The organism is Cupriavidus oxalaticus, from assembly GCF_004768545.1.
Classification (GTDB): Bacteria; Pseudomonadota; Gammaproteobacteria; order Burkholderiales; family Burkholderiaceae; genus Cupriavidus; species Cupriavidus oxalaticus_A.
This window is the reverse complement of sequence record NZ_CP038639.1, coordinates 308,886-328,607: the sequence shown is the minus strand read 5'-3', so window position 1 is coordinate 328,607 and position 19,722 is coordinate 308,886. Positions and strand designations below refer to the sequence as shown.

At 59.6% G+C, this 19,722-nt stretch carries 17 protein-coding genes and 1 tRNA gene; 9 read left to right on the top strand and 9 right to left on the bottom strand.

Annotated features, from left to right (window positions below):
• Positions 1 to 211: 211 nt before the first annotated feature.
• Both E0W60_RS37955 and E0W60_RS36140 read right to left on the bottom strand, forming a co-directional pair.
• Positions 212 to 865 (bottom strand): hypothetical protein, encoded by a 654-nt coding sequence (locus E0W60_RS37955; protein WP_240746145.1) that lies wholly within the window; start codon positions 863 to 865, stop codon positions 212 to 214.
• Between the two features lie 220 nt (positions 866 to 1,085).
• The gene (locus tag E0W60_RS36140; RefSeq protein ID WP_135707641.1) at positions 1,086 to 1,796 is read right to left on the bottom strand and encodes a hypothetical protein; all 711 of its coding nucleotides are present in this window, start codon (positions 1,794 to 1,796) and stop codon (positions 1,086 to 1,088) included.
• Positions 1,797 to 2,416: 620 nt separating this feature from the next.
• Here E0W60_RS36140 and E0W60_RS36135 point away from each other — a divergent pair.
• The 5 genes from E0W60_RS36135 (at position 2,417) to E0W60_RS36115 (ending at position 5,736) form a co-directional block, all read left to right on the top strand.
• Entirely contained in the window at positions 2,417 to 3,052 is a 636-nt protein-coding gene (locus E0W60_RS36135; protein ID WP_205751694.1) for a DUF6685 family protein, read from the top strand.
• Between the two features lie 1,071 nt (positions 3,053 to 4,123).
• The gene (locus tag E0W60_RS36130) at positions 4,124 to 4,435 is read left to right on the top strand and encodes an H-NS family nucleoid-associated regulatory protein (protein WP_135707639.1); all 312 of its coding nucleotides are present in this window, start codon (positions 4,124 to 4,126) and stop codon (positions 4,433 to 4,435) included.
• Between the two features lie 79 nt (positions 4,436 to 4,514).
• Entirely contained in the window at positions 4,515 to 4,808 is a 294-nt protein-coding gene (locus E0W60_RS36125; RefSeq protein WP_135707637.1) for a hypothetical protein, read from the top strand.
• A gap of 217 nt (positions 4,809 to 5,025) precedes the next feature.
• A tRNA-Leu gene (locus tag E0W60_RS36120) sits at positions 5,026 to 5,110 on the top strand.
• Positions 5,111 to 5,127: 17 nt separating this feature from the next.
• On the top strand, positions 5,128 to 5,736 hold the full coding sequence (locus E0W60_RS36115) for a 3'-5' exonuclease (protein ID WP_135707635.1): 609 nt from the start codon (positions 5,128 to 5,130) through the stop codon (positions 5,734 to 5,736).
• Between the two features lie 210 nt (positions 5,737 to 5,946).
• Here the strand turns inward: E0W60_RS36115 and E0W60_RS36110 are convergent, their stop codons facing one another.
• Together E0W60_RS36110 and E0W60_RS36105 are read right to left on the bottom strand one after the other, a co-directional pair.
• Positions 5,947 to 6,147 (bottom strand): hypothetical protein, encoded by a 201-nt coding sequence (locus tag E0W60_RS36110; protein ID WP_135707633.1) that lies wholly within the window; start codon positions 6,145 to 6,147, stop codon positions 5,947 to 5,949.
• A gap of 366 nt (positions 6,148 to 6,513) precedes the next feature.
• Positions 6,514 to 6,786, bottom strand: a complete 273-nt coding sequence (locus E0W60_RS36105) for an XRE family transcriptional regulator (protein WP_135707631.1) — start codon at positions 6,784 to 6,786, stop codon at positions 6,514 to 6,516.
• A 620-nt stretch (positions 6,787 to 7,406) separates the two neighbouring features.
• Between E0W60_RS36105 and E0W60_RS36100 the strand changes: the two genes are divergently transcribed.
• Complete coding sequence (locus E0W60_RS36100) at positions 7,407 to 7,721, top strand: H-NS family nucleoid-associated regulatory protein (RefSeq protein ID WP_135707629.1); 315 nt, start codon at positions 7,407 to 7,409, stop codon at positions 7,719 to 7,721.
• A 469-nt stretch (positions 7,722 to 8,190) separates the two neighbouring features.
• Here E0W60_RS36100 and ligD read toward each other — a convergent pair whose 3' ends face one another.
• Together ligD and E0W60_RS36090 are read right to left on the bottom strand one after the other, a co-directional pair.
• A complete protein-coding gene (gene ligD / locus E0W60_RS36095; RefSeq protein ID WP_135707628.1) occupies positions 8,191 to 10,716 on the bottom strand; it encodes a DNA ligase D in 2,526 nt (841 codons plus the stop codon).
• Positions 10,685 to 10,903, bottom strand: coding sequence for a DUF2188 domain-containing protein (locus E0W60_RS36090; protein WP_135707626.1), 219 nt, complete (start codon positions 10,901 to 10,903; stop codon positions 10,685 to 10,687). The genes ligD and E0W60_RS36090 overlap by 32 nt, the downstream gene beginning before the upstream one ends.
• Before the next feature lie 176 nt (positions 10,904 to 11,079).
• On the opposite strand from E0W60_RS36090, the gene E0W60_RS36085 reads away from it, so the two are divergent.
• Both E0W60_RS36085 and E0W60_RS36080 read left to right on the top strand, forming a co-directional pair.
• Complete coding sequence (locus E0W60_RS36085; RefSeq protein WP_135707766.1) at positions 11,080 to 12,045, top strand: SOS response-associated peptidase family protein; 966 nt, start codon at positions 11,080 to 11,082, stop codon at positions 12,043 to 12,045.
• Between the two features lie 68 nt (positions 12,046 to 12,113).
• On the top strand, positions 12,114 to 12,566 hold the full coding sequence (locus E0W60_RS36080) for a zinc-finger-containing protein (RefSeq protein WP_135707625.1): 453 nt from the start codon (positions 12,114 to 12,116) through the stop codon (positions 12,564 to 12,566).
• Between the two features lie 20 nt (positions 12,567 to 12,586).
• On the opposite strand, the gene E0W60_RS36075 is transcribed toward E0W60_RS36080, so the two are convergent.
• The 3 genes from E0W60_RS36075 to imuA are packed head-to-tail and all read right to left on the bottom strand — an operon-like array spanning position 12,587 to position 17,836.
• Positions 12,587 to 15,736 (bottom strand): error-prone DNA polymerase, encoded by a 3,150-nt coding sequence (locus tag E0W60_RS36075; RefSeq protein ID WP_135707624.1) that lies wholly within the window; start codon positions 15,734 to 15,736, stop codon positions 12,587 to 12,589.
• A gap of 5 nt (positions 15,737 to 15,741) precedes the next feature.
• The gene (locus E0W60_RS36070) at positions 15,742 to 17,205 is read right to left on the bottom strand and encodes a Y-family DNA polymerase (protein ID WP_135707623.1); all 1,464 of its coding nucleotides are present in this window, start codon (positions 17,203 to 17,205) and stop codon (positions 15,742 to 15,744) included.
• Entirely contained in the window at positions 17,132 to 17,836 is a 705-nt protein-coding gene (gene imuA, locus E0W60_RS36065; RefSeq protein WP_135707621.1) for a translesion DNA synthesis-associated protein ImuA, read from the bottom strand. Before imuA ends, E0W60_RS36070 begins: the two co-directional genes overlap by 74 nt.
• Before the next feature lie 571 nt (positions 17,837 to 18,407).
• Here imuA and E0W60_RS36060 point away from each other — a divergent pair.
• A complete protein-coding gene (locus E0W60_RS36060) occupies positions 18,408 to 19,520 on the top strand; it encodes a PDDEXK nuclease domain-containing protein (protein ID WP_135707619.1) in 1,113 nt (370 codons plus the stop codon).
• Positions 19,521 to 19,722 lie beyond the last annotated feature (202 nt).

Below are 19,722 nucleotides of genomic sequence, written 5' to 3'. Positions count from 1 at the left end.
TGCTAAAGGCTGACCGGCCGCACTTTGTCGGCTACGCCCTTGCGCTTCCGCCATCTCTGGCGGGTCACGATTGGACGCAGCGCGCCGGGCCGGATGCACGTGAGGCGCTGGCATTGCTGGGATGCGGCGATAAGGCACGATAACGTTGTGCTTATCGCGTAGTACGTCGCAGTATCGGCGGCGCGCCGGCACCTCAGTCGGCTCTCGACGCTCAGGTGCTCGCAGCGGGAGCAAAGTCGAAATGGGCTGCGGCATAGATGGCATTGCACGCCCAGACCTCTTGCCCGTTCTTATTGAAGGTGACCCATTTGCCATCGCTGACACAGTGGGCTCCAGGAAAGACCTCATCATGGCCATTCGGACCGTCCAGCGGAAAAAGTGCGTGCGGGATGGCCCAGTAGTAGCCGCGCGGTAGAGGAGCGATTGTCTTTGGCATGCTCTTCAGGCCCAGTGCGATGTTACACAACGCGCGTTCCGGCTCCTTATGGGAAAATGGGGTCGTGTCAACCCTGCAACAGCGTAGCATCGGCTTATGGCAACTTCGTGTAGCCTTCGCCACCAAATTTCTGCTACCCAGTGCGACTTTGATGGGACGATACCTTCCGTTTGCGGCCCGCGCCATCGGCGTCGGCGCCTTCATCGTGATTGTCGCGATCGTCTCCCGGCAAGTATATCTGCGCAGCGCCGCGGAGACTGCCGTCGCCGGCACAGACGAGGCGCCTGCGACAATGATGTTGATACGCTGCGAGACGATGCACGAACGGTTGCAGAATAGGGGCAGGTCGTCTGCGGACGCTGACGAGCGGCCACGAGTCCGATGTAGAGAGTCATGACCTTCCAAAAAGCGGGCAAAAGAAAGGCTCATCGCCGAATTCCGGGGACGGTCGCCCGGAAAGGGCACATCCGACCGAGATCGGGCTGCAGCTTCAACCGGTCAACGCAACAGCTTGATGGAATCGTTCAGCCGGCGTATCGAAGTTTAGTGTCTTGCGCGGGCGGCGTTCTGGGGCGGGGCCTCCGTCACCTACGGCGGCGTTCCGATCTAGTTGCCCCGGATGGTGCAAAGACATGACTCCGTCCAACCATCATCGCGGCGAGGGCCGCCCGGGTTTTGGCGAGATATCGTCATCGTTATCGTCTGGGTCTGGGTCTGGGTCTGGGTCTGGGTCTGGGTCTGGGTCTGGCGATTCAGCCTGCAATAGGTCGGGACAAGCAATCTGCAGAAATTCGTTCACTGATAGCGGCACGACCGAACCATCGGCAACCGCGCAGCAAACCAAGCTACCGCTACCGCCCGCCGCCTCTTCCCGTTTCCTTGCGGCAGTGAGTTGGTCAAGATAGTCGACCATCACAGCAAGATCGACGGAGTGAAGCACCAAATTGCCAGGACGTAAAACCTGCGCGCCCTCTTCGCAATATCTCTGTGCCTTCAAGTGAAATTGTTTGTCAATTTCTGCCCCGAACACAAGCCAGTGGGCAGCCGCTCCGTCGTGTCCGACGAGTGGATCATGGCCTTCTAGAAGTGCACGTTGAAAACGAAGTCCCTTAAATGCAGCACCCCGAAGCTTGGGAAACTTTCTCTTCTCACTTTGGATATCATCCTGGTGCGCTTTGAATTCGATCAATCTAAACCTTGCGAACGGGTCTTTCAGAAGCAGGTCACCGATTGCTGCTTCTACCTCTCCGGCCAAAGGAATCGCCGACGAAGATGAAGGGAGCATCCACCGCACGAATGCATACTCAACAGTCTTTTCCCACCAGTGCAGGCTTGGCTGCTGTCCATCATGCATCACCATTGCAAAACTCCGTATGCTGATCACTAGGTAAGAGAGTCAACTCGGTTTTGACGCCAGCTATCAATCTTCACTAGGCTGACAATTCCGTCACATCGACGATGACATATAACGGACAGTGTCACGAATTCCTTGAACCGAAGTGCAACGTTGGTTTGGGAATTGCCACCGCTCTACCGTGATCCGAATTCAGGGAAGACCAGATCGGGTCTCGGGCGCGCGCGGGCATGGTTTGGCAGGAATCGCGAACGCTTCCGCATCTCTGACTAGGCCTGTGTCCCAACATTTCGGCAACGCAAAGATGAGATAAAGTAAGGCCCAAATCATCCAGATCCCACACAATCTTGCACCCTCTTTTTAGATCCCTCATTGTCAGTCTCCGCGAAGACTTCGGCTACCCTGTCAAGCTCTTAGAGGTCCTGGAAACATATCCGCATATTCGTGTTGAGCTGGATACTCCGCCAACGAACGTCTGCGCACAGAGCGTGCCACACTGGCATGAGCTTGGAAAGCAATCCGGGGATGAGCACGGCTACCTACGAGGTTGGAAGACCGCTGGTCGATATTACTGGGAAGGATTCAGTATCGTAAGACCGGAATACACCCGGCTTGGGCGCTGCGAGGTGGATACCCAGTGGACCTGTGATATTAGTGAGCTACACGGCTTCTCCGCCTCAAAATCGGATCTGCGCGATTTCGCAACTACAGACCAGATGGTCGAGAAAAACTCGCGCGAAATGATCAGCGAGATCAGTCTCAAGAAGCTAGACGAGAACTTGGCGCACCGCGAGATCAGAATTATTCATTCCCCTGGCAGTGACTACTTCACCCGGTACCGTTGGGACGGCCGTCTGTGGCTGATGAACTCCGGAGGATCACACCACACCGCTGCCGCAAAGTACATTGCCGCCCGCCTAGGATGCCAGGTTCCGTTGTCAGGGAAGCTCTACACCTACTCGCTGGACCCACGTGCCATTGCATCCTTATGTAATGACTATCGGATGTTTGTGATCAGCAATGACTCTGAATTTCAGAATGCGTTTTCGCAAGCGATGCGTTCGTTCAACGCCACTTGGCTATGGCACTCGATGCCCCGGCCGTACACTGATGCTCGAGCGATTCTATTGCCTCGCAACGAATCGCGCTCCATGCACGTCGCCAAAGCGTTGGACACTGCCGGTATCGCCGATCTCGGGGCACATTTGACCAATCTCGCGACGCGCCAAGATTCATTCGTGATGCGGCAGCGCATCGCCTAGATGAGCGACGCCGCGCTGCCCAATTCGGCTCGCCCTCTTTCCGCCGATCAGCGACAATGTCGCGATTTCCATCTGGGCCCTACTATCGCCGGTACTGATCCACAAGGAATTCCGCCTCCATACACCCACGCCGCAGTGGGGCTGGCGGCCGGTCACGCCAAGCGGCGCTGGAGTCCGTGTCACCGACGCTAGGCTCCTCTTGGCTATGGCGCGCGCCAGCTACCTAGGCCCAACAACACAGAAGGGCCCCGAATACGCAGCGGCCCATGCGAGCGCCTTAGCGGCGTTGACGGTTTGCGTCCTCCCCAGCACGCAATTGGCTGGGCTTTAGGGCCAGCCTACTGGCGCCTCAAGGACTTCTACAAAAGTACCTTCTCGGGCCGCCTGGGTGCAGGCCTGGCGCTACTGCAGATGGAAGGGTACGACCGGTAGACCCCGAAACCCGCCGGTCGCCGGATGAGCCGTGCTATGGCCGGGAAGTCGTTCTGCGCCCCTCAGTCGCCCGGCACATCGGCGATGAACCAAAAAAAAGGCCAGCCACTCGAGCAAGCACGATTCCCTTAATCGCCGGGGGCGGGCCACATGGCCCACTGTACGGCGACGGCAGATATCGCCCAGGTAGTGGATGCGCGACGGAAATATAGCTCGCACGGATAGAAAGCGCGGCGAAAATCTTGCACAGTTTCATTCCTGTTGCTCCTGCTAACTCACTACCCAAGATAGGCGTCCAATTAGCGCGGAACTATGGCGCCCAGCACACCACGAGCTTCGCTGGGTTACTTTACTGAGGCCCGGCGAGTGCTGCCATCTCGATTCGAGCCGATACTGGAATGGGCTCATAGCATTGCCGGGGCGTCGAGTTAAGGTCAGTCGATGTCCTTCGTCCCTCGCTGTCCAATCGCTAATCCTTGTCCTGCGTTGACCCAGCCCCAATCACGCAGGAGAAAATGTTATACATGCGATCTTTGGGATCGGACTACGCATCCTGTGATAAGGTGAGCGCAGTTGTGATTCCAGTTTTAATGGTTTCACACTGTCGTCTCTCAAACCTCAATCAGAAAGGAAGAACGTATGGCTACATACAAGGAGTTGATGGCCCAGAAGCGGGCGCTCGAAGCCCACCTGGAAGAAGTGCGTGCCAAGGAAGTAGCAGGTGTCGTCGAGCAGATCCAGGCTCTGATGGCAGAGTATGACCTGACGGTCGAGGACATTACCAAGCGCCGGCGCGGACGCCCGGCGGCCAGCGGCGCAAGCAAGCCGAAGGCCGAGCTGCCTCCGAAGTATCGCGACCCTAAGACTGGAAAGACCTGGTCGGGTCGGGGCCGTGCGCCCGCTTGGTTGGGTAAGAACCCGAACCGGTTTCTGATTGCCGAAGAAGCTTAAAGTGCGGTCGACGCACGACTCGGTAGAATGCATTCAACCCTTGGCAGCTGCATGGGTCTCGCTTTTCTAGAATAGCGTCATGTCCTTGGATGTGATTCACACCGAGATAATGCTCGCCCGGCCATATCTGCTTCCCCGCGAGCGCACGGACAACGGGATAAGGAACGGGTATTCGTACTGGCTGAAAGTTCCGCCAAGCAAGGAGTTGCGGGTTATCCGACTTTCGCAAGACGGCGACAGCTATGAACTCGTACGTTCGGCCAGCGAGCGAAAAGCGCTTCAACAGGTACGACAGCGCTTCTCTGGCTCAATGAATGAGCTCCTCGCCATCATCGATGAACAATTAGAGCTCATCCGTAAGTATGGTCGTTAGATGACTCCATTTGTGCTTGGGATGGGCGTCACGCCCGCAATTCCTCTTGCACGCCATCGTCGGTCCCGTCCGCGGCGGGACCTGAGCACGGATTTTAGGTTAGAATGCAAAGCCTGAAACGCTTTCCTAGCGATGGGGCCTAAGCGAAGGCCAATGTCTCTGCGAGAGTGTTGAAGCCTCTGTAATTCCGGGCGCCAGGCAGTATTGTTTCTCCCCAGCCGACGTGGTGAAATTGGTAGACACGCTATCTTGAGGGGGTAGTGGCGAAAGCTGTGCGAGTTCGAGTCTCGCCGTCGGCACCAAACAACTTAGAAGCAGGATGCAGACGGTCGCGGTTCTGGATTTTGAAACGACGGGATTGTCGCCAAGTTTCGGTGACCGAGCCACGGAAATTGCTGTCATCTTGCTGCGCGACGGCGAGATTGTCGACCGTTATCAAAGCTTGATGAACGCGCGAAGGCGTATCCCCTCGCAGGTTGTGAGCCTGACCGGAATCAGCAATGACATGATCGCAAATGCGCCTGCCGCATCGAAGGTCATGCGTGAAGCGGCCAGGTTTGTCGGCAGACATCCGGTGGTAGCCCACAATGCTGGTTTTGACCGTAGGTTTTGGCAAGCCGAGCTTGGGCTTCTGGACATCGCAGCCAATCAGCACTTCGCGTGTACGATGCTCACTTCCAGACGTATCTACCCACACGCTAATAATCACAGGTTATCTACACTCGTCGAAATGCTGCAATTGCCCAAGGCAGGGCGTGCGCACAGAGCGATGGCCGACGCTGAAATGACCTGCCATCTTTGGCATCGATTGCAACGCGATATCGCTCAGACGTACGGGGTGAGCCAAGTCGATTACGCGCTCATCGCCCGTGTTCAGGCCACCAGCCGCGCAAAGGTACCGACGTTGCTTCGTTCGCTGGGCGAGTGAGGCGGAAATCATTCGCTTCTTTCGCCCCGGCTCGGCCAGTTCGGCTGGTGCCGAGTGGACAATGTCCACCATCGATGTGTTGCTGTCCAACGACGAGTGCCGGACAATCACTGCCGTCGTGCTTTCGCCATCCTTCGACCCAATACAAGCGAGGGCGTACGTAGGGACGGCGTTGCCTGGAACGCGGCGATAGACCAAGCTCGAAAAGACTTACCGAATGCTTCGGACGGCCTCGAGCATCGAATGTCCTTGGCTCGTCAGGCGGGGATAAGCATTGTCGCCATCATGCCCGTGTTCCATCGTGACCAGTTTGTGAGCCAGCAAGCCGTCCAGTTGGTCAGGTTCTAGATCATCGATATCCGGCGCATCGCCGAGTAGAAGTAGTGCAGCGATTTCGTGCGGACTAAGCATGGTGGCCTCCTTTGCCGGGGTCGGAAAATGGAACCTACGACAGCTGGTCCGTGGATCGAATTCCACGAAGAGTGATGAGAACGGCGACGAACGCCTCGGTGCGAGGAACGCGCGGGAGATGCGCACACCGATCCGTTACCGTAAACTTCATTGCCACCGAGGGCAAGCCAAGTCTATGCTGCTTTGCAGCAGCAATGTCAGGCAAGGGCCGCGCGCTGCGAAGCATTGGAAGGCCTTCTAAGTCGCCCGACTCGTATCTGCCAACTTGCTAATGCGGCGTCTGAGGCAATACCCGTGTGCGACCGCATTCCCCGAGGGAAAAAGCCGAGTAGCGCTCTTTGTCAGGCTTAGTCGCTGGTCTTCGGCTTACTGAGAAGAACCCTGCAACGGCGAGCTTAACTGCTTGAGCCAGCCTCGAAGCTCGGCTGCATGAAAGGATTGGAATTTCCCGGAGACCGCTAGCAGAAGGTCCGTCTGGGATGTACCAAGAAGGGAAGCAGCCTGCGAGACAGTCAGCCCGGCACCTCGGATCCGGTCAGTGATGTCTTTCACAATGCCCGCCTTAAGCGGGATTTCATCGGCGTCCGCGAAGCCAAGCTTTGCGTAAACATTGCTTGTTCCATACTCGAAGCAAAACATGTGGACACTCCTCTGTTCGTGGACGGCAACGTCTCCCTGCACCGGCGTGATGTTGGCTGAGGGCGCGATTATTCAGGGAAGGCAATGTGAAAACAACTTCGGGGAAATACCGAGGATCCCAGGCGCCCTAGCGACTGTCGTGCCATGAATTTGACACAGAAAGTGCGTCTGTGACTTGATCCACCGCAAGTTCAAACAGTCGGTCCAGCCGCAAAGGTAGGACACTCATAAAATCGGGTCCGGAGCAAGACCGTTGTGCGTTCCAGCCATCAAATCGCCATGTGTTAAACAAGGGAGGTGAAGCCTGAGACAAAAAAGCCTTTAGCTCTTCATGGTTCTGCGCTTGATGCCCATCGGCTTAGCGCGAATCCTGCATCGCAGCGACCGACGTCTGGTACCGAGCGTACCCGTTTCTGCGAGTCTGAGCACAAAGCAAATCGGTACCAGTCGCGACCGACTTTACTTCTCGCAGCCCCTTTCTTTGCCTTGACGCACGCAAAGAAACTCACGTTCGAGTACAGCTTGCCAATTGCATTGGGGGCCGACTTAGAAAGCGAATCCTTGCAGGTCTTCTTTGAAATGCGTATAAGTTAATAGTGATCGATAAATTGGAGGCGAAAATGGCAACGTATCAGCAACTGCTGCAGCAAAAGGAAGCCTTGGAAGCGCAGATCGCGGAGGCGCGTTCGACTGAGGTCACGGGCGTTATCGAACAGATTCGCGAATTGATGATTCGATATAACCTCTCGCCCGAAGATGTGGCGCCTCGGCGTCGTCGTGGCCGGCCTGCCAGTGCAGCATCCGTTGGCGCGGCGAAAACCCCGCTTCCGCCGAAGTACATGGATCCCAAGACCGGAAAAACCTGGTCGGGTCGAGGCCGGACGCCGGCGTGGCTGGGCAAGCGGCCCGAGCGTTTTCTTATCCAGCAGGCTTGAGCGAGGACACGTGTCCGAGCCGTTGACGACTACGGCGGGTCCGTGGGTGTGCCCACGTCTCCTGTCCAGCGATCGGCGCGGATAAAAAGGCGGCTCTCGAGCCAGTAGCAGAGAGCCGCGGAACGTCCATGAAGAAATCGGGTAAAGATTGCATTACCCGCTCTCAGTATGGCCCCGTCGCGCCGTGCTAGGCAAATTGACCTGCCCAACAACTTGCCTCCGTTCTGCCGAAAAAAGAGCCCGCAGGCCGAGGGACGGTCAATGCGGGCGGTAGCAGGACTGCCGAGACATCATAGGGTCCGATAAGAAAGTTCTAAATCTGAATTAAACGCCATTTTTGCCCCTGATTTACATCCCCAATCCACATCGACACAACGAATTGATCACTTTCAAGCTTGAAAGTCACCAGGTCGTTTTGCTGGTCACGAAGCACGAACTCTTAAGCGTCGATTGAGTCACAAAGGACGGGCTAGCCTAACCGCTTGATTGCGGCGGTCAACACCTGCCTCGTCTCCCAGTACGACGCCCAAGGATCGACCACCTGGAAACTCAGGTACTCGCGGGCATCGCGAATCGTCCACTGATCGCCGCTTTTCAATTTTGCAAGCTGGTCCCAGGAAACAGGCATGGAGACGCCGAGTCCGGGCCTTGCGCGCGCCGAGAAAGCAGCCGCAGTCGTTTGCGAGAAGCCATTACGCAAGTAGTCGACGAAGATCCGCCCTTTGCGATTGGCCGCTCCCGATCGGGCAGTAAAGCGTTGCGGCAGCGTGGCAGCGAGATGTTGGACCGCTGCGCGAGAAAACGCCTTTACTTCATCGTAAGACCGCCTCGGTGCTAATGGCACCACGACGTGCAGGCCTTTGCCGCCACTGGTCTTCAACCAGGACTGCAGGCCCAGCTCATCCAGCAGCGTGCGCACCAGGACGGCTGCTTCGCGCATGGTGTCCCAAGGTACGCCTTCGCCGGGGTCCAGGTCAAAGATGACCCGGTCTGGACGGTCTATCTTGCCGGCAGTGGAATTCCAGGTGTGGAACTCGACCACATTCATTTGCGCAGCCGCGACAATCGCCGCGGGTGAATCCGCCGTGAGCAGCGCCGCATGGCCAGGCCAGAGGGAGGAGGGGTGTTCGGTCAGGCCAGGCATTGCCGTTTCCGCATGCTTCTGAAAGAAGGTCTGGGCATCTATCCCTTCGGGCGCGCGCACCAGCGACAACGGCCGATCCAGGAGGTGGGGAAGCATGAACTCGGCCACGCTTTCGTAGTAGCGAACCAGCTCGACCTTCGTGATGCCTTTGGACTTGTCGATGACACGGTCAGGGTTGCTAACCTTGATGGCGCTGGTGCCGTGGGGCGTCACAACGGTCTGGACAGCCTCTTGACGGATCGAATTGGCGGGATGATCGGCGCGCAGACCTTTGAACGACGCATGGCGGACATGCCCCTCGGGGGTCCACTCGGAGAACTCCACCTCAGCAACGAGCGTTGGCTTCACCCAGCGCATCGCGGCCGCACGGCCGCCGCCCCAGCGGCGGCTGGAGCGCGCCTCCGTGGAAAACGGGCTTTGCTCGATTTCAATCGCCGTCAAGCGCTTCTTCAGGTCCACGGCCGTCCCACTGTCCCAGCCGGTGCCAACCCCGCCGGCGTACCGGAGCTCTCCCTCCGCGTACACGCCAAGATAGAGCTTGCCAACTTCTTTGGCCGCCCCGCTGCGGTCGGAGAACCCGCCGATCACGAACTCCTGACGCAGCTTGCATTTGGCCTTGAGCCAGGTCTGGGACCGCGCGGAAACATAGGTGGCGTCCGCACGCTTGAACATCAAGCCCTCGAGGCCGAGCTTGCACGCCGCCTGGAAGATCTGTGCCGGTGGCGCATCGAAGGCCTCGCTGAAGCGCACGCGCTCCGACTGATCACTGACCAGCTCCGAGAGCTTCGCCCGCCGCTGCACCAACGGCAAATTGCGTAAATCGCGACCTTCCCAGAAGGGGAGATCGAAGGCGAAGAAGACAATCGCGTCGTTGCGATGACAGTCGATGGCATTCTGCAGCGCATTGAAATCGGGCACGCCATCGCGAAGCACCACGATCTCGCCATCGAGCCATCCTTCCGAGATGTCGAGCTTTTCGATCTCGGCCGCGAGGGATTTCAGCTTGAGCGTCCAGTCATGACCATTGCGCGTGAAGAGAGTCACGTGGGCGTCTTCGATCCTGGCTAGCATCCGATATCCATCGAACTTCGTTTCGATGATCCAGCCGGTATCGGCAGGCAGTGTGGGCGACAAAGTGGCAAGCTGGGGGGCCAGCTTCGCCGGCAAGGGCGCGAGCGGCGCGTCGTGCATCGTCACGTTGGAATCGATTTTGGTCGGGCTCAGCGACGCCTGGGTCAGCGGCCCGAGCGGCTTGGCGATGACGCTGTCCGGGAATGCGGCCAACACGTCGAACTCCGCCAAGGTTCGTGCCCAGGCGTCTCGCTTCTTGAAGAGAATCCACTGCTCGGACTTGTCGCCAGGCTTGGCGATGCGGACCAGTTCCCAACGGCCCGCCAGCTTCTCGCCGTACAGGTCGAACAGCAGCTTGCCCGCCGCCATCCCCTCGCGCGGGTCACCGACCGGCTCCCATGTGCCACGATCCCAGACGATGACCGAGCCGGCGCCATACTGTTTGGCCGGAATCTCACCCTCAAAGCTGGCATAGTCAAGCGGATGGTCCTCGGTATGGACCGCCATACGCTTTTCGCTGGGATCGTAGCAGGGGCCCTTGGGCACGGCCCAGCTGAGCAGCACGCCATCGAGTTCCAGCCGGAAATCATAGTGGAGTCGACGGGCCCAATGCTTCTGGATCACGAAGCGTAACGACTCGGCTTTCTTGCGACGTCGAGGCGCTCCCGCCGGCTCGGGCGTGATGCTGAAGTTGCGCTTCTTTTGATACCGCTCCAGTTTCGCAGATGGCGGCTTCTCCGTACGGCGCTTAGCCTTTGACGTCCCGCGGGTCGTTGCCATAGGAGTTTCGCATGCGGATCGCTCCATCCTTCCCATGGACGATTAGCTCTACCTGCAGACGTTTGGCCAACGTCGTCCCCGACGTAATCGCGGCGTCTTGGTTGTCAAACGTAGAAGGGGCCTGTGCGCCACCCTCGACTTCCACTTTCCACTGATCGCCACTTGGCACCACATGAACATTGGGCATGTTGACTCCTTGGTTGCCATATGCTTGAAGTCTAGGCCGCGGTCTGGAAGCGCTGTATAAGGCGGTGTCTGACAAGCTTGACCAACCCGCTGAGCGAAGAGGAAGCGCTATTTGCGCGGGGTGGGGCAGCCACCACTAAAATGGGGTCTTCAGACGACAACGCCACGGTGACTGCGATGTGCTATTCCGCGCAAATTCAGGCCGACTACAGGAAGTTCGTTCGGGAGTTCGGTGCCGGTGTCAGCTTTGAGCATTTTGTCGAACTGTTCTGGCAGACGCGCCGGGACGGGGGCTGGTCCAAGCTTCCGAAAGCCATGCGTGCCGCGTTCCTGGCTCCGATTGACGAAAAGGAGCGCGCTGTTGCCGACCTGGTTGCGGCGGGTGATAAGGAGCAGGCGACCGCGTTGGAGACCGAACTGTTCCAGCAGAAGACGCGGCTGACGACGGCGGAGCGAGCCTTGGTAGCCAAGCCGACCAAGAAGGCGGAGAACGATCAACGCATCGCGACGGACAAGATCGCGCGGGCGCAACGCAGTCTTGCCGACCTGCAGCGCACGGATCTGCTGGATCGTGATTCCCGTATCTTCCCTGGTCACTACGCCCCGGTCATGGTGATGCAGGATGGCCAGCGTGTCGTAATCCCGATGCGCTACCAATGCAGGCTGCCGGGGTGGACGCCGGCGATCGAGCGACAAAAAAACGGATCGTACAATGCGCGCAGGGACAACCTCAAGAAGGCTTGGCGCCAGCTATATGGCTATCGCCACGGCATCATGATCGTCAATGCGTTCTACGAGAATGTCGCACGCCATCGCTTGGAACAGCGAGAGCTGGCGCCTGGCGAACAGGAAGAGAACGTGGTGCTGGAATTCAGGCCCAAGCCGCAGCAGCACATGTTGGTGGCGTGTCTCTGGTCGTTCAGCAAAGGAGAAGAGGGCGAGGCGGATCTCTATTCCTTCGCTGCCATCACGGACGAGCCGCCCGCTGAGGTATCGGCTGCAGGGCATGATCGTTGTATCGTACCGGTCAAACCGGAGCATGTGGACGCCTGGTTGAATCCCGACCCGGAAGACCTGGCCGCGCTCGATGCCATCCTGGACGACCGGGACCAGCCATACTACGAGCACCGCTTGGCGGCATAGGGAACCAGGGATCCCGACCCCCTGCCATAGAATCGCTCACTTCCTGCATTGCGCGACTCGGTGTATTCATGCGTGTTGGCCGACCCATCCCTGCGCCTCCTCAGCCCCTCTGTGATTACTGCGGCGGGAAGGCGGTTCTTGCCCGCATGGGAGAAGAGACCTATCCCTATCAGGAAGACCACGGGCCGGTGTGGATCTGTTCTCCGTGCCATGCCTGGATCGGCGTGCGTGCGCGAAGCAAGCACCATACGCCGCTTGGACGGTTGGCCGACGCCGCATTGCGTGAAAAGAAGAGCCAACTGCACGATGCTCTCGAGCCGCTGGTCGCAGCGAAGATGCGGCGAGACGGTGTCAATGCCTTTGAGGCTCGGGGCAAGGCAATGAAGTGGCTGATTGCATCGCTCCACATTCCAGTCGACAGCCCCAGCATCCATGCCCTTTCGCTTGATCAGTGCGAACAGGCAATCCAATTCATTGCCGAATTTCAGGCCTCACGTGGGCGACAGTCTTCGGGTTCCTGATGAGGGCAACGAGGAAACCGCTAACAGAAATTCCTGCTCGCGGTGTCCAGGGATCCAAGCATGGGCGACAAGTCGACAAAGCGTTGTGCGATCAGGTGTCGCACCTCGCCTTCGCATTGCCACTGACCATAGACACCGAGCAGCGAGGCCGTCAATACCTCGCGTCGGTGCCTCTCCAGGATGGACGGCCAGACGATGACGCTGACGGTGCCAGTTTCGTCCTCCAATGACAAGAACACCACACCGTTCGCCGTGCTCGGCCGCTGCCGTACGGTCACGATTCCGCAGCCACGGGCAATCTGTCGCGTGGCATAGGTGGCAAGCACCTCGGCGGGCACAAAGCGCAACGTGGCAAGCTTGTGGCGGAGCAAGGCAAGCGGGTGGCGGTTCAGCGTAAGGCCAAGTGAGCGATAGTCGCTGACGATCTCCTCGCCTTCCGTCGGCTGTGAGAGTTCGGGCATTGGCTCGTCCAGATCCGCGGGCCGCAGCAGGTCCTTGTCAGGGACTGCTGCTGCCGCCTGCCACATTGCCTGGCGTCGACTACCGGTCAGGCCAATCAACGCATTCCCTGCGGCCAGTACATTGACATCGTGCCGGTCTAGCGAAGCTCTGCGGGTGAGATCCTTGACGGAGGCAAAGGGCCGGATGGCGCGTGCCGTTTCGATGCGTTCAGCCGCGTCGCGGCGCATGCTCCTCAGCTGTGAAAGGCCCAGGCGTACGGCCGGCACGGAGCCATCGTGACGCTCCAGGCTGGCGTCCCAGCCACTCACTGTCACATCAACTGGAAGAACCGTGACGCCATGGCGCTTTGCGTCCTGTACCAGCTGAGATGGCGTGTAGAAGCCCATCGGCTGGCTATTGAGCATGGCGCAGAGGAAGGCGGCAGGCTCGTGGCACTTGAGCCAGGCACTCGCGTAGACGAGAAGGGCAAAACTTGCGGCATGGCTTTCCGGAAAGCCGTACTCGCCAAAGCCCTGGATCTGCCAGAAGATGCTCTCCGCGAACTCCAGATCGTAGCCGCGCTCGAGCATGCCCGTCACAATGCGTTCGTGGTATCGCTCCAACCCACCTTTTCGCTTCCAGGCCGCCATGGCGCGACGCAGTTGATCCGCTTCCCCAGCTGAGAAGCCAGCTGCCAGCATGGCTACCTGCATCACCTGTTCCTGAAAGATCGGCACACCAAGTGTCCGGGACAGGGCTTGCTCCATCTCCGGGCTCGGATAGCTGACCGGCTCCAGGCCCTGCCGGCGGCGCAAGTAGGGATGCACCATGCCACCCTGAACCGGCCCGGGCCTAACGATCGCCACTTCGATGACGAGGTCATAGAAGGTGCGCGGCTTCAAGCGGGGCAGCATCGACATCTGGGCGCGGGATTCGATCTGGAAGACGCCGACCGTATCGGCTCGCGAGATCATCTCATAGGTCTTCGGATCTTCCGCCGGGATGTCCTGGAGCTCAAAGGCTTCACCGCGTTGTTGGGTCACCAAGTCCAGGGCACGCCGGATCGCAGACAGCATGCCAAGCGCGAGGACGTCAACCTTTAGCAGCCCCAAGGCGTCCAGGTCGTCCTTGTCCCACTGAATCACGCTGCGATCGGCCATCGCTGCGTTCTCGATTGGCACCAGCCTGGAAAGCTTGCCCCGCGCGAGCACAAATCCGCCTGTGTGCTGGGAAAGGTGGCGCGGGAAGCCAAGCAGCGACACGGCCATGTGTGCCCAGCGTTGGGACAGTTCCGCTTCCGGATCCACGCCGCTTTCGCCAAAACGCCTGAGCAGGTCCGCTTTGCTGTCGAACCAATGGTGGGACTTCGCTACCAGGTCGACGATGGCAGGGTCCACGCCAAGCGCCTTGCCGGTGTCGCGCAGTGCGCTGCGAGGCCGGTAGGTCGTCACCGCAGCGGCCAGTGCGGCACGATCGCGCCCGTACTTGCGATACAGGTACTGGATAACTTCCTCGCGGCGCTGGTGCTCGAAGTCGACGTCGATATCGGGCGGCTCGGCACGCTCCTTTGAGATGAACCGCTCGAACAGCAGGTTGCCGCGCGCTGGGTCAACTTCGGTGATGCCGAGACAGTAGCAGACGGCCGAATTGGCTGCGGAACCACGCCCCTGGCATAGGATGCCGTGGGAGCGGGCAAACCGAACGATGTCGTAGACCGTCAGGAAATAGGGTTCGTACGACATGTCGCGGATCAGTGCGAGTTCATGCTCGAGCTGCTGCTGGACGGCAAGGGGGATGCCTGCCGGATAGCGACGGTGCGCGCCGACATAGGCTTCTTCCCGCAGATAGTCAGACGGCGTGACGCCATCCGGGATCACTTCCTCGGGATACTCATAACGGAGCTCGTCCAGCGTGAACTGGCACAGGTTTGCGATGTGGACCGACTCCGTCAGGTAGCGGTGCGGGTAAAGGTTTGCGAGCCGCAAGCGGGAGCGCAGGTGCTGCTCGGCGTTAGGCAGCAGGTCATACCCACACTCGGGAACGGGGCGATGCACACGGATGGCGGTCAGCACGTCATGCAGCGGCTTGCGCGAGCGGACGTGCATGGTGACGTTACCGGTGGCGACGATGCGCAGGTGATGGCGCGCCGCGGCAGCCTCGACCGTGCCGCGGTGAATATCGTCCATCGGCTTGTAGAGCAGACTCAATCCCATCCATGCCCTGCCGGCAAAGGTCGCGCTCACCCATGCCGATTGCGCCTCCAGCTTCTCGGCCGCCACGCCATAGTCCGGCGTGAACACGATCAAGCAATCCGGCAGCCCCTTCAGATGCTCGGACGGCGCTTCGGGCGCGGCCAAGTCGCGTGGTGTCAGCACATAGGAACCCTTGGCGGCGCGCATGCGCGCGAGCGTGATCAGTTCGCACAGATTTCCATAGCCTTCACGGTTCCGGGCGAGCGCAAGGAATGAGAGCGCGGAAGAGCCATCGGCGTTCTGCAGACGGAACCATGCGCCGACGACAAGGCGAAGGCCGGCGTTCTTGGCCTCAGTGTGGGCGCGAACAATGCCCGCCAGCGAGCACTCGTCGGTGATGGCTAGTGCGTGGTAGCCCAACTGGGCGGCGCGCTCAGCGAGTTCCTCCGGTCGTGAGGCGCCGGCGAGAAAGGAGAAGTTGGAGCGGCAGTGCAGTTCCGCGTAGTCGGGCAGACCTGCCGTGGCGTTGATGTCCATGGCTATCAGCCGAAGAGGCCATGCAGATACCACCGAGCTTCGTCGCCTTCGCGGCTGCCCATCCGTTCCTGAAAGATCCAGTAGCAGGTGTGGTCCTTCGCCTCCGCAACGAAATAGTCGCGTGTCACCAGCTGGCCTCCCCACCAGCCCGACTCGATGCGCTCGGGCGGCGAGACGATACGCAGTGGCGAGCCATAGAAGGGGCGGTGGTCGCGTTCAATCAGCGGCACCGGCTTACCGAGCAGCCAAACGGGACGTGGCAGGCCAGCGGGCAACGTTGCGCTGGCCGGCTTGTCAGTGGCCGGCTGCCAGCCGTTGGCGACTTCTGGGCGGTAGTCGGCACGCAAGCACGGTTGGCGGACATTGTCAGCGCCAAGGCGTGCCACCAGCAACTCCAGCAGGCGTGCATGGTCCGCCGGTGTGCCGCCCGGTTCGGGAAACAACGAATCGCTGGGTGGTGCCACCGGCTCAGTCTCGATGGCAGACACCGCGACGGCGATCATCGGCGCCTCGACAGTGAGCCGCGTCAGACGCTCCTTGAGCAGGCGAACCAAATGCTCTTCATGCCAGTTGGGCTCGGCCAGCGCAATCTCAATCGTCGTTGGTGCGATGGCAGCGCGGCCGCGCTCGTGGCGAAGTTCGACCCCAAACCGCTTGATGGCCAGGTGTCGGGCGGTTAGCCAGCCGACCATCTGTACCAGCAAGCCGCGAAGGTAGGCAAGGGCGGACTCAGCGTTCTCGATCCTATCCGGAAGATCCACCGCGGCGTCAAACGATGGTGGAGCTTCGACCCATTCGAAGACTTCCGGTGCTTCCCCATGAGCGCGATCCAACGCCTCAAGGATGGCGGCGCCGCATCGGCGCTGCAAGCCTGCGCGCGGCAGCCGGCGCAGGTCGCCCAGCGTGCGGCAGCCAAGTCCGTCCAGCCACTCATCAAACGGCCGCGCCGCCGGCAGGATCGCAACGGGCATGCCGACCAGCGTTCGCACCAAGGTGGGCATACTTAGTGCCGTTCCGCCGCCAGAACGCGCAAGCAGCCAAGCGCCTTCTGCGGTTGGTGCGCATCCCGCGACAGGACTAAACCCCATTGCCCTGACGGCCGCCAGCATCTGTTGCCGCAGCTTGCGGACGCCGCCGAATAGTCGCAGCGTGGTGCTGATGTCGATAAGCACCGCCGCCTCCTCGGACGTAGCGACATTGGGCGAGAACTGCAGCATCGCCATCGTGACTCGCTCGAGCGCCGCCTGTTCGGCGCAACCATCGCGGTCAAAGAGAATGGTCTGCGGTGCGATCGTCTGCACGCCTCCGCGGCGCATTGCCGGCTTCACGCCGGCCGCCATGGCCAGCGGCGACGCCATATGCACGCGCTCCTTGTCCAGGACAGCAACCGCCAACTCAGTGGACCAGTTCGGCCGGAATACTTCGAGGGGCAGGGACGACAGGCGCAGGCAGATCCACAGGCGCAGCATGGCGATACAACAGAATGGGGGAGGGATGCAGGGCTACGTGTAGCGGCGATTCCTGCTGCGGGCCTCGACGCTTAACGAACTGCACACGAATGCCGTCCGATGCAGGCTCCAATGTCAGGCGCAGCGGCGCCGGCGAGGCATCGCGTACACAGGCCGTCGGACGAACAACGAAGAAAAGGACATCCGAGGCTTGGGCGGCAAGATGCAGACGCCGAAGCGCATCGTTACGCAGATGCGACTGCCAAAAGACGAGCGCCCCGCAGGTTCCGGCGCGCAAGATCTGCCCCGCAGCCCACAGCGCGTCAGCGGTGTGCCGGGTTTCGACCCAGAGAATCTGCGCGGACGGGACGCCCCAGTTGGCGAGCGCCAACGCTTGAGGCGCGTGCGGCGGTGCCAGAAGCGCGACCGGGCGGTTCGAGCGCGCAACGAGCGCAGGACGTAGCAAGCGCAACTCGCCGATGCCGGGTTGGCGCTCCAATAATTCCGTCAGGCAACCAATAGGCCAGCCGCCACCGGGAAGCTCCTTGTCGAGCAACTGATATCCAGTCGGAACGGTGCGTGCGCTTCCTCGAGCAAGCTGGGAGGCAAGCCAAAGTGACGGATGAATGGTTTCTGGGGCGACGGATAGCATGGCGAACTCCTGCTAACAGTGTACTGTATATTTATACAGTATGCGCCTGCACCATCTATTCCATGATTGACTCTCCTGCGGGAGCCCATTACAGCACTGTCGGGAGAACCGCACCACCTGCATCACCTTTATTATCCGAGCGTTGCAGGCAAGCGCGGAACTGTAGAGGTCGTCGAAAGGCGGCAGCCCGTTGCGGATGGGATCCTCCAATCCGGGGCCTGCAACCGTTTTTCGGTCGCGACAGCGGCAGAGCCGCACTTGGCCAGCGCGGGTGTAACGGGTCAAACGTTCAGCGGCCCTGGAGACCTGTCGACAACAGAACTCGGCGAGCAAGCCATTGCAAAAAACGCAGCAGCGGGTTAGCATTTGCTTAACAACTAATCCGTGATGTCGGTGTGGCTTGACCACCTGGTGCGCGGGGGAAAAAGCCGGCGAAAGCCGGTTTTTTCGTTTCTGGAGTCGGAAATGGCAGGGACAGGGGGCCGGACGTCGGACCCTGTATCGCCGGTACAAGACGCTCTATGACCACCTTCGGTTACGGTCAGCCGTACGTTGGTGAAGGATTTTTTCAATGACTCGTGACCGTTCACCAAAGCGGCGACCCTCCGTGGCGACTCTAGCCGCTGGCTCGGAAACAGACGAAATTATCGACGACATCCGACGCCTCATCAGTGAAGCCCGCGCAGGGCTTGCCGTCACTGTCAATGCGGCGCTATCCACGCTGTATTGGCGGGTCGGTCAGCGCCTACGTTCAGAGGTGCTGCGCGGTGAGCGCGCCGAGTATGGCGAGGAGGTCGTCAATTCACTGGCACGGCGTCTTGAAGACGAGCATGGCCGAGGCTTCGGTGCCAAAAATCTGCGTCACATGTTGCGTTTCGCTGAGGTTTTTTCCGATGAAGACATTGTCTACGCACTGAGTAGACAATTGAGCTGGACCCACCTTCGCACCCTGATCTACATTGACGATCCGTTGAAACGAGAGTTCTACCTCGAAATGTGTCGCAATGAGGGCTGGAGCACCCGAACCTTGCAGAACCGCCTCGATTCAATGCTTTTTGAACGCACGGCGTTGTCCCGTAAGTCAGATGCACTACTCGCCGAAGAACTCGGCGCCCTGCGTGAGCGAGGCGAATACAGCCCCGGCATGGTGCTAAAGGATCCGTATGTGCTCGACTTCCTTGGACTGCGGGATCGCTACCTCGAGCGCGACCTTGAAGAAGCCATTCTCCGCGAGCTGGAGCAGTTTCTGCTGGAATTGGGAGCGGGCTTTACCTTCATTGCCCGCCAGAAGCGACTGCAGATCGATAACGATGACTTCTATATCGACCTGCTGTTCTACAATCGCAAGCTTAAACGTCTTGTGGCGGTGGAACTCAAACTTGGCGAGTTCAAGGCGGCAGATAAAGGCCAGATGGAACTTTATCTTCGCTGGCTTGCCCGCCATGAGCAGGAGCCAGGCGAAGCGCCACCGCTCGGCATCATCTTATGCACTGGCAAGAAGCGCGAACAAATTGAACTGTTGGAGCTTGACCAGACGGGAATTCACGTTGCGGAATATTTAACCGAGTTGCCACCCAGACAGTTGTTAGAGCAGAAACTTCATGAGGCCGTGACGCTGTCAAGAGCGCGTCTGGACAATCGCTCAGACAACGACATTAACGAGGATGGAAAAAAACTCCTTTGAAAGGCAAATGGCTCGGCTGCCGTAACGACCAGCACAGCCACTACGACATGAAGGGAAAGGCGCGCGGTGGGTTCGCTCAATTGTCTACGCACTGCGTAGACAATTGCAAAAAAAGCGTCTTTTGAATCACTCTCGGTACTGGTCAGCAAAACTCGCTTGCCACCGACGTCCACTCTCCAGCGTGCCTAGGCAGGCTTGCCCA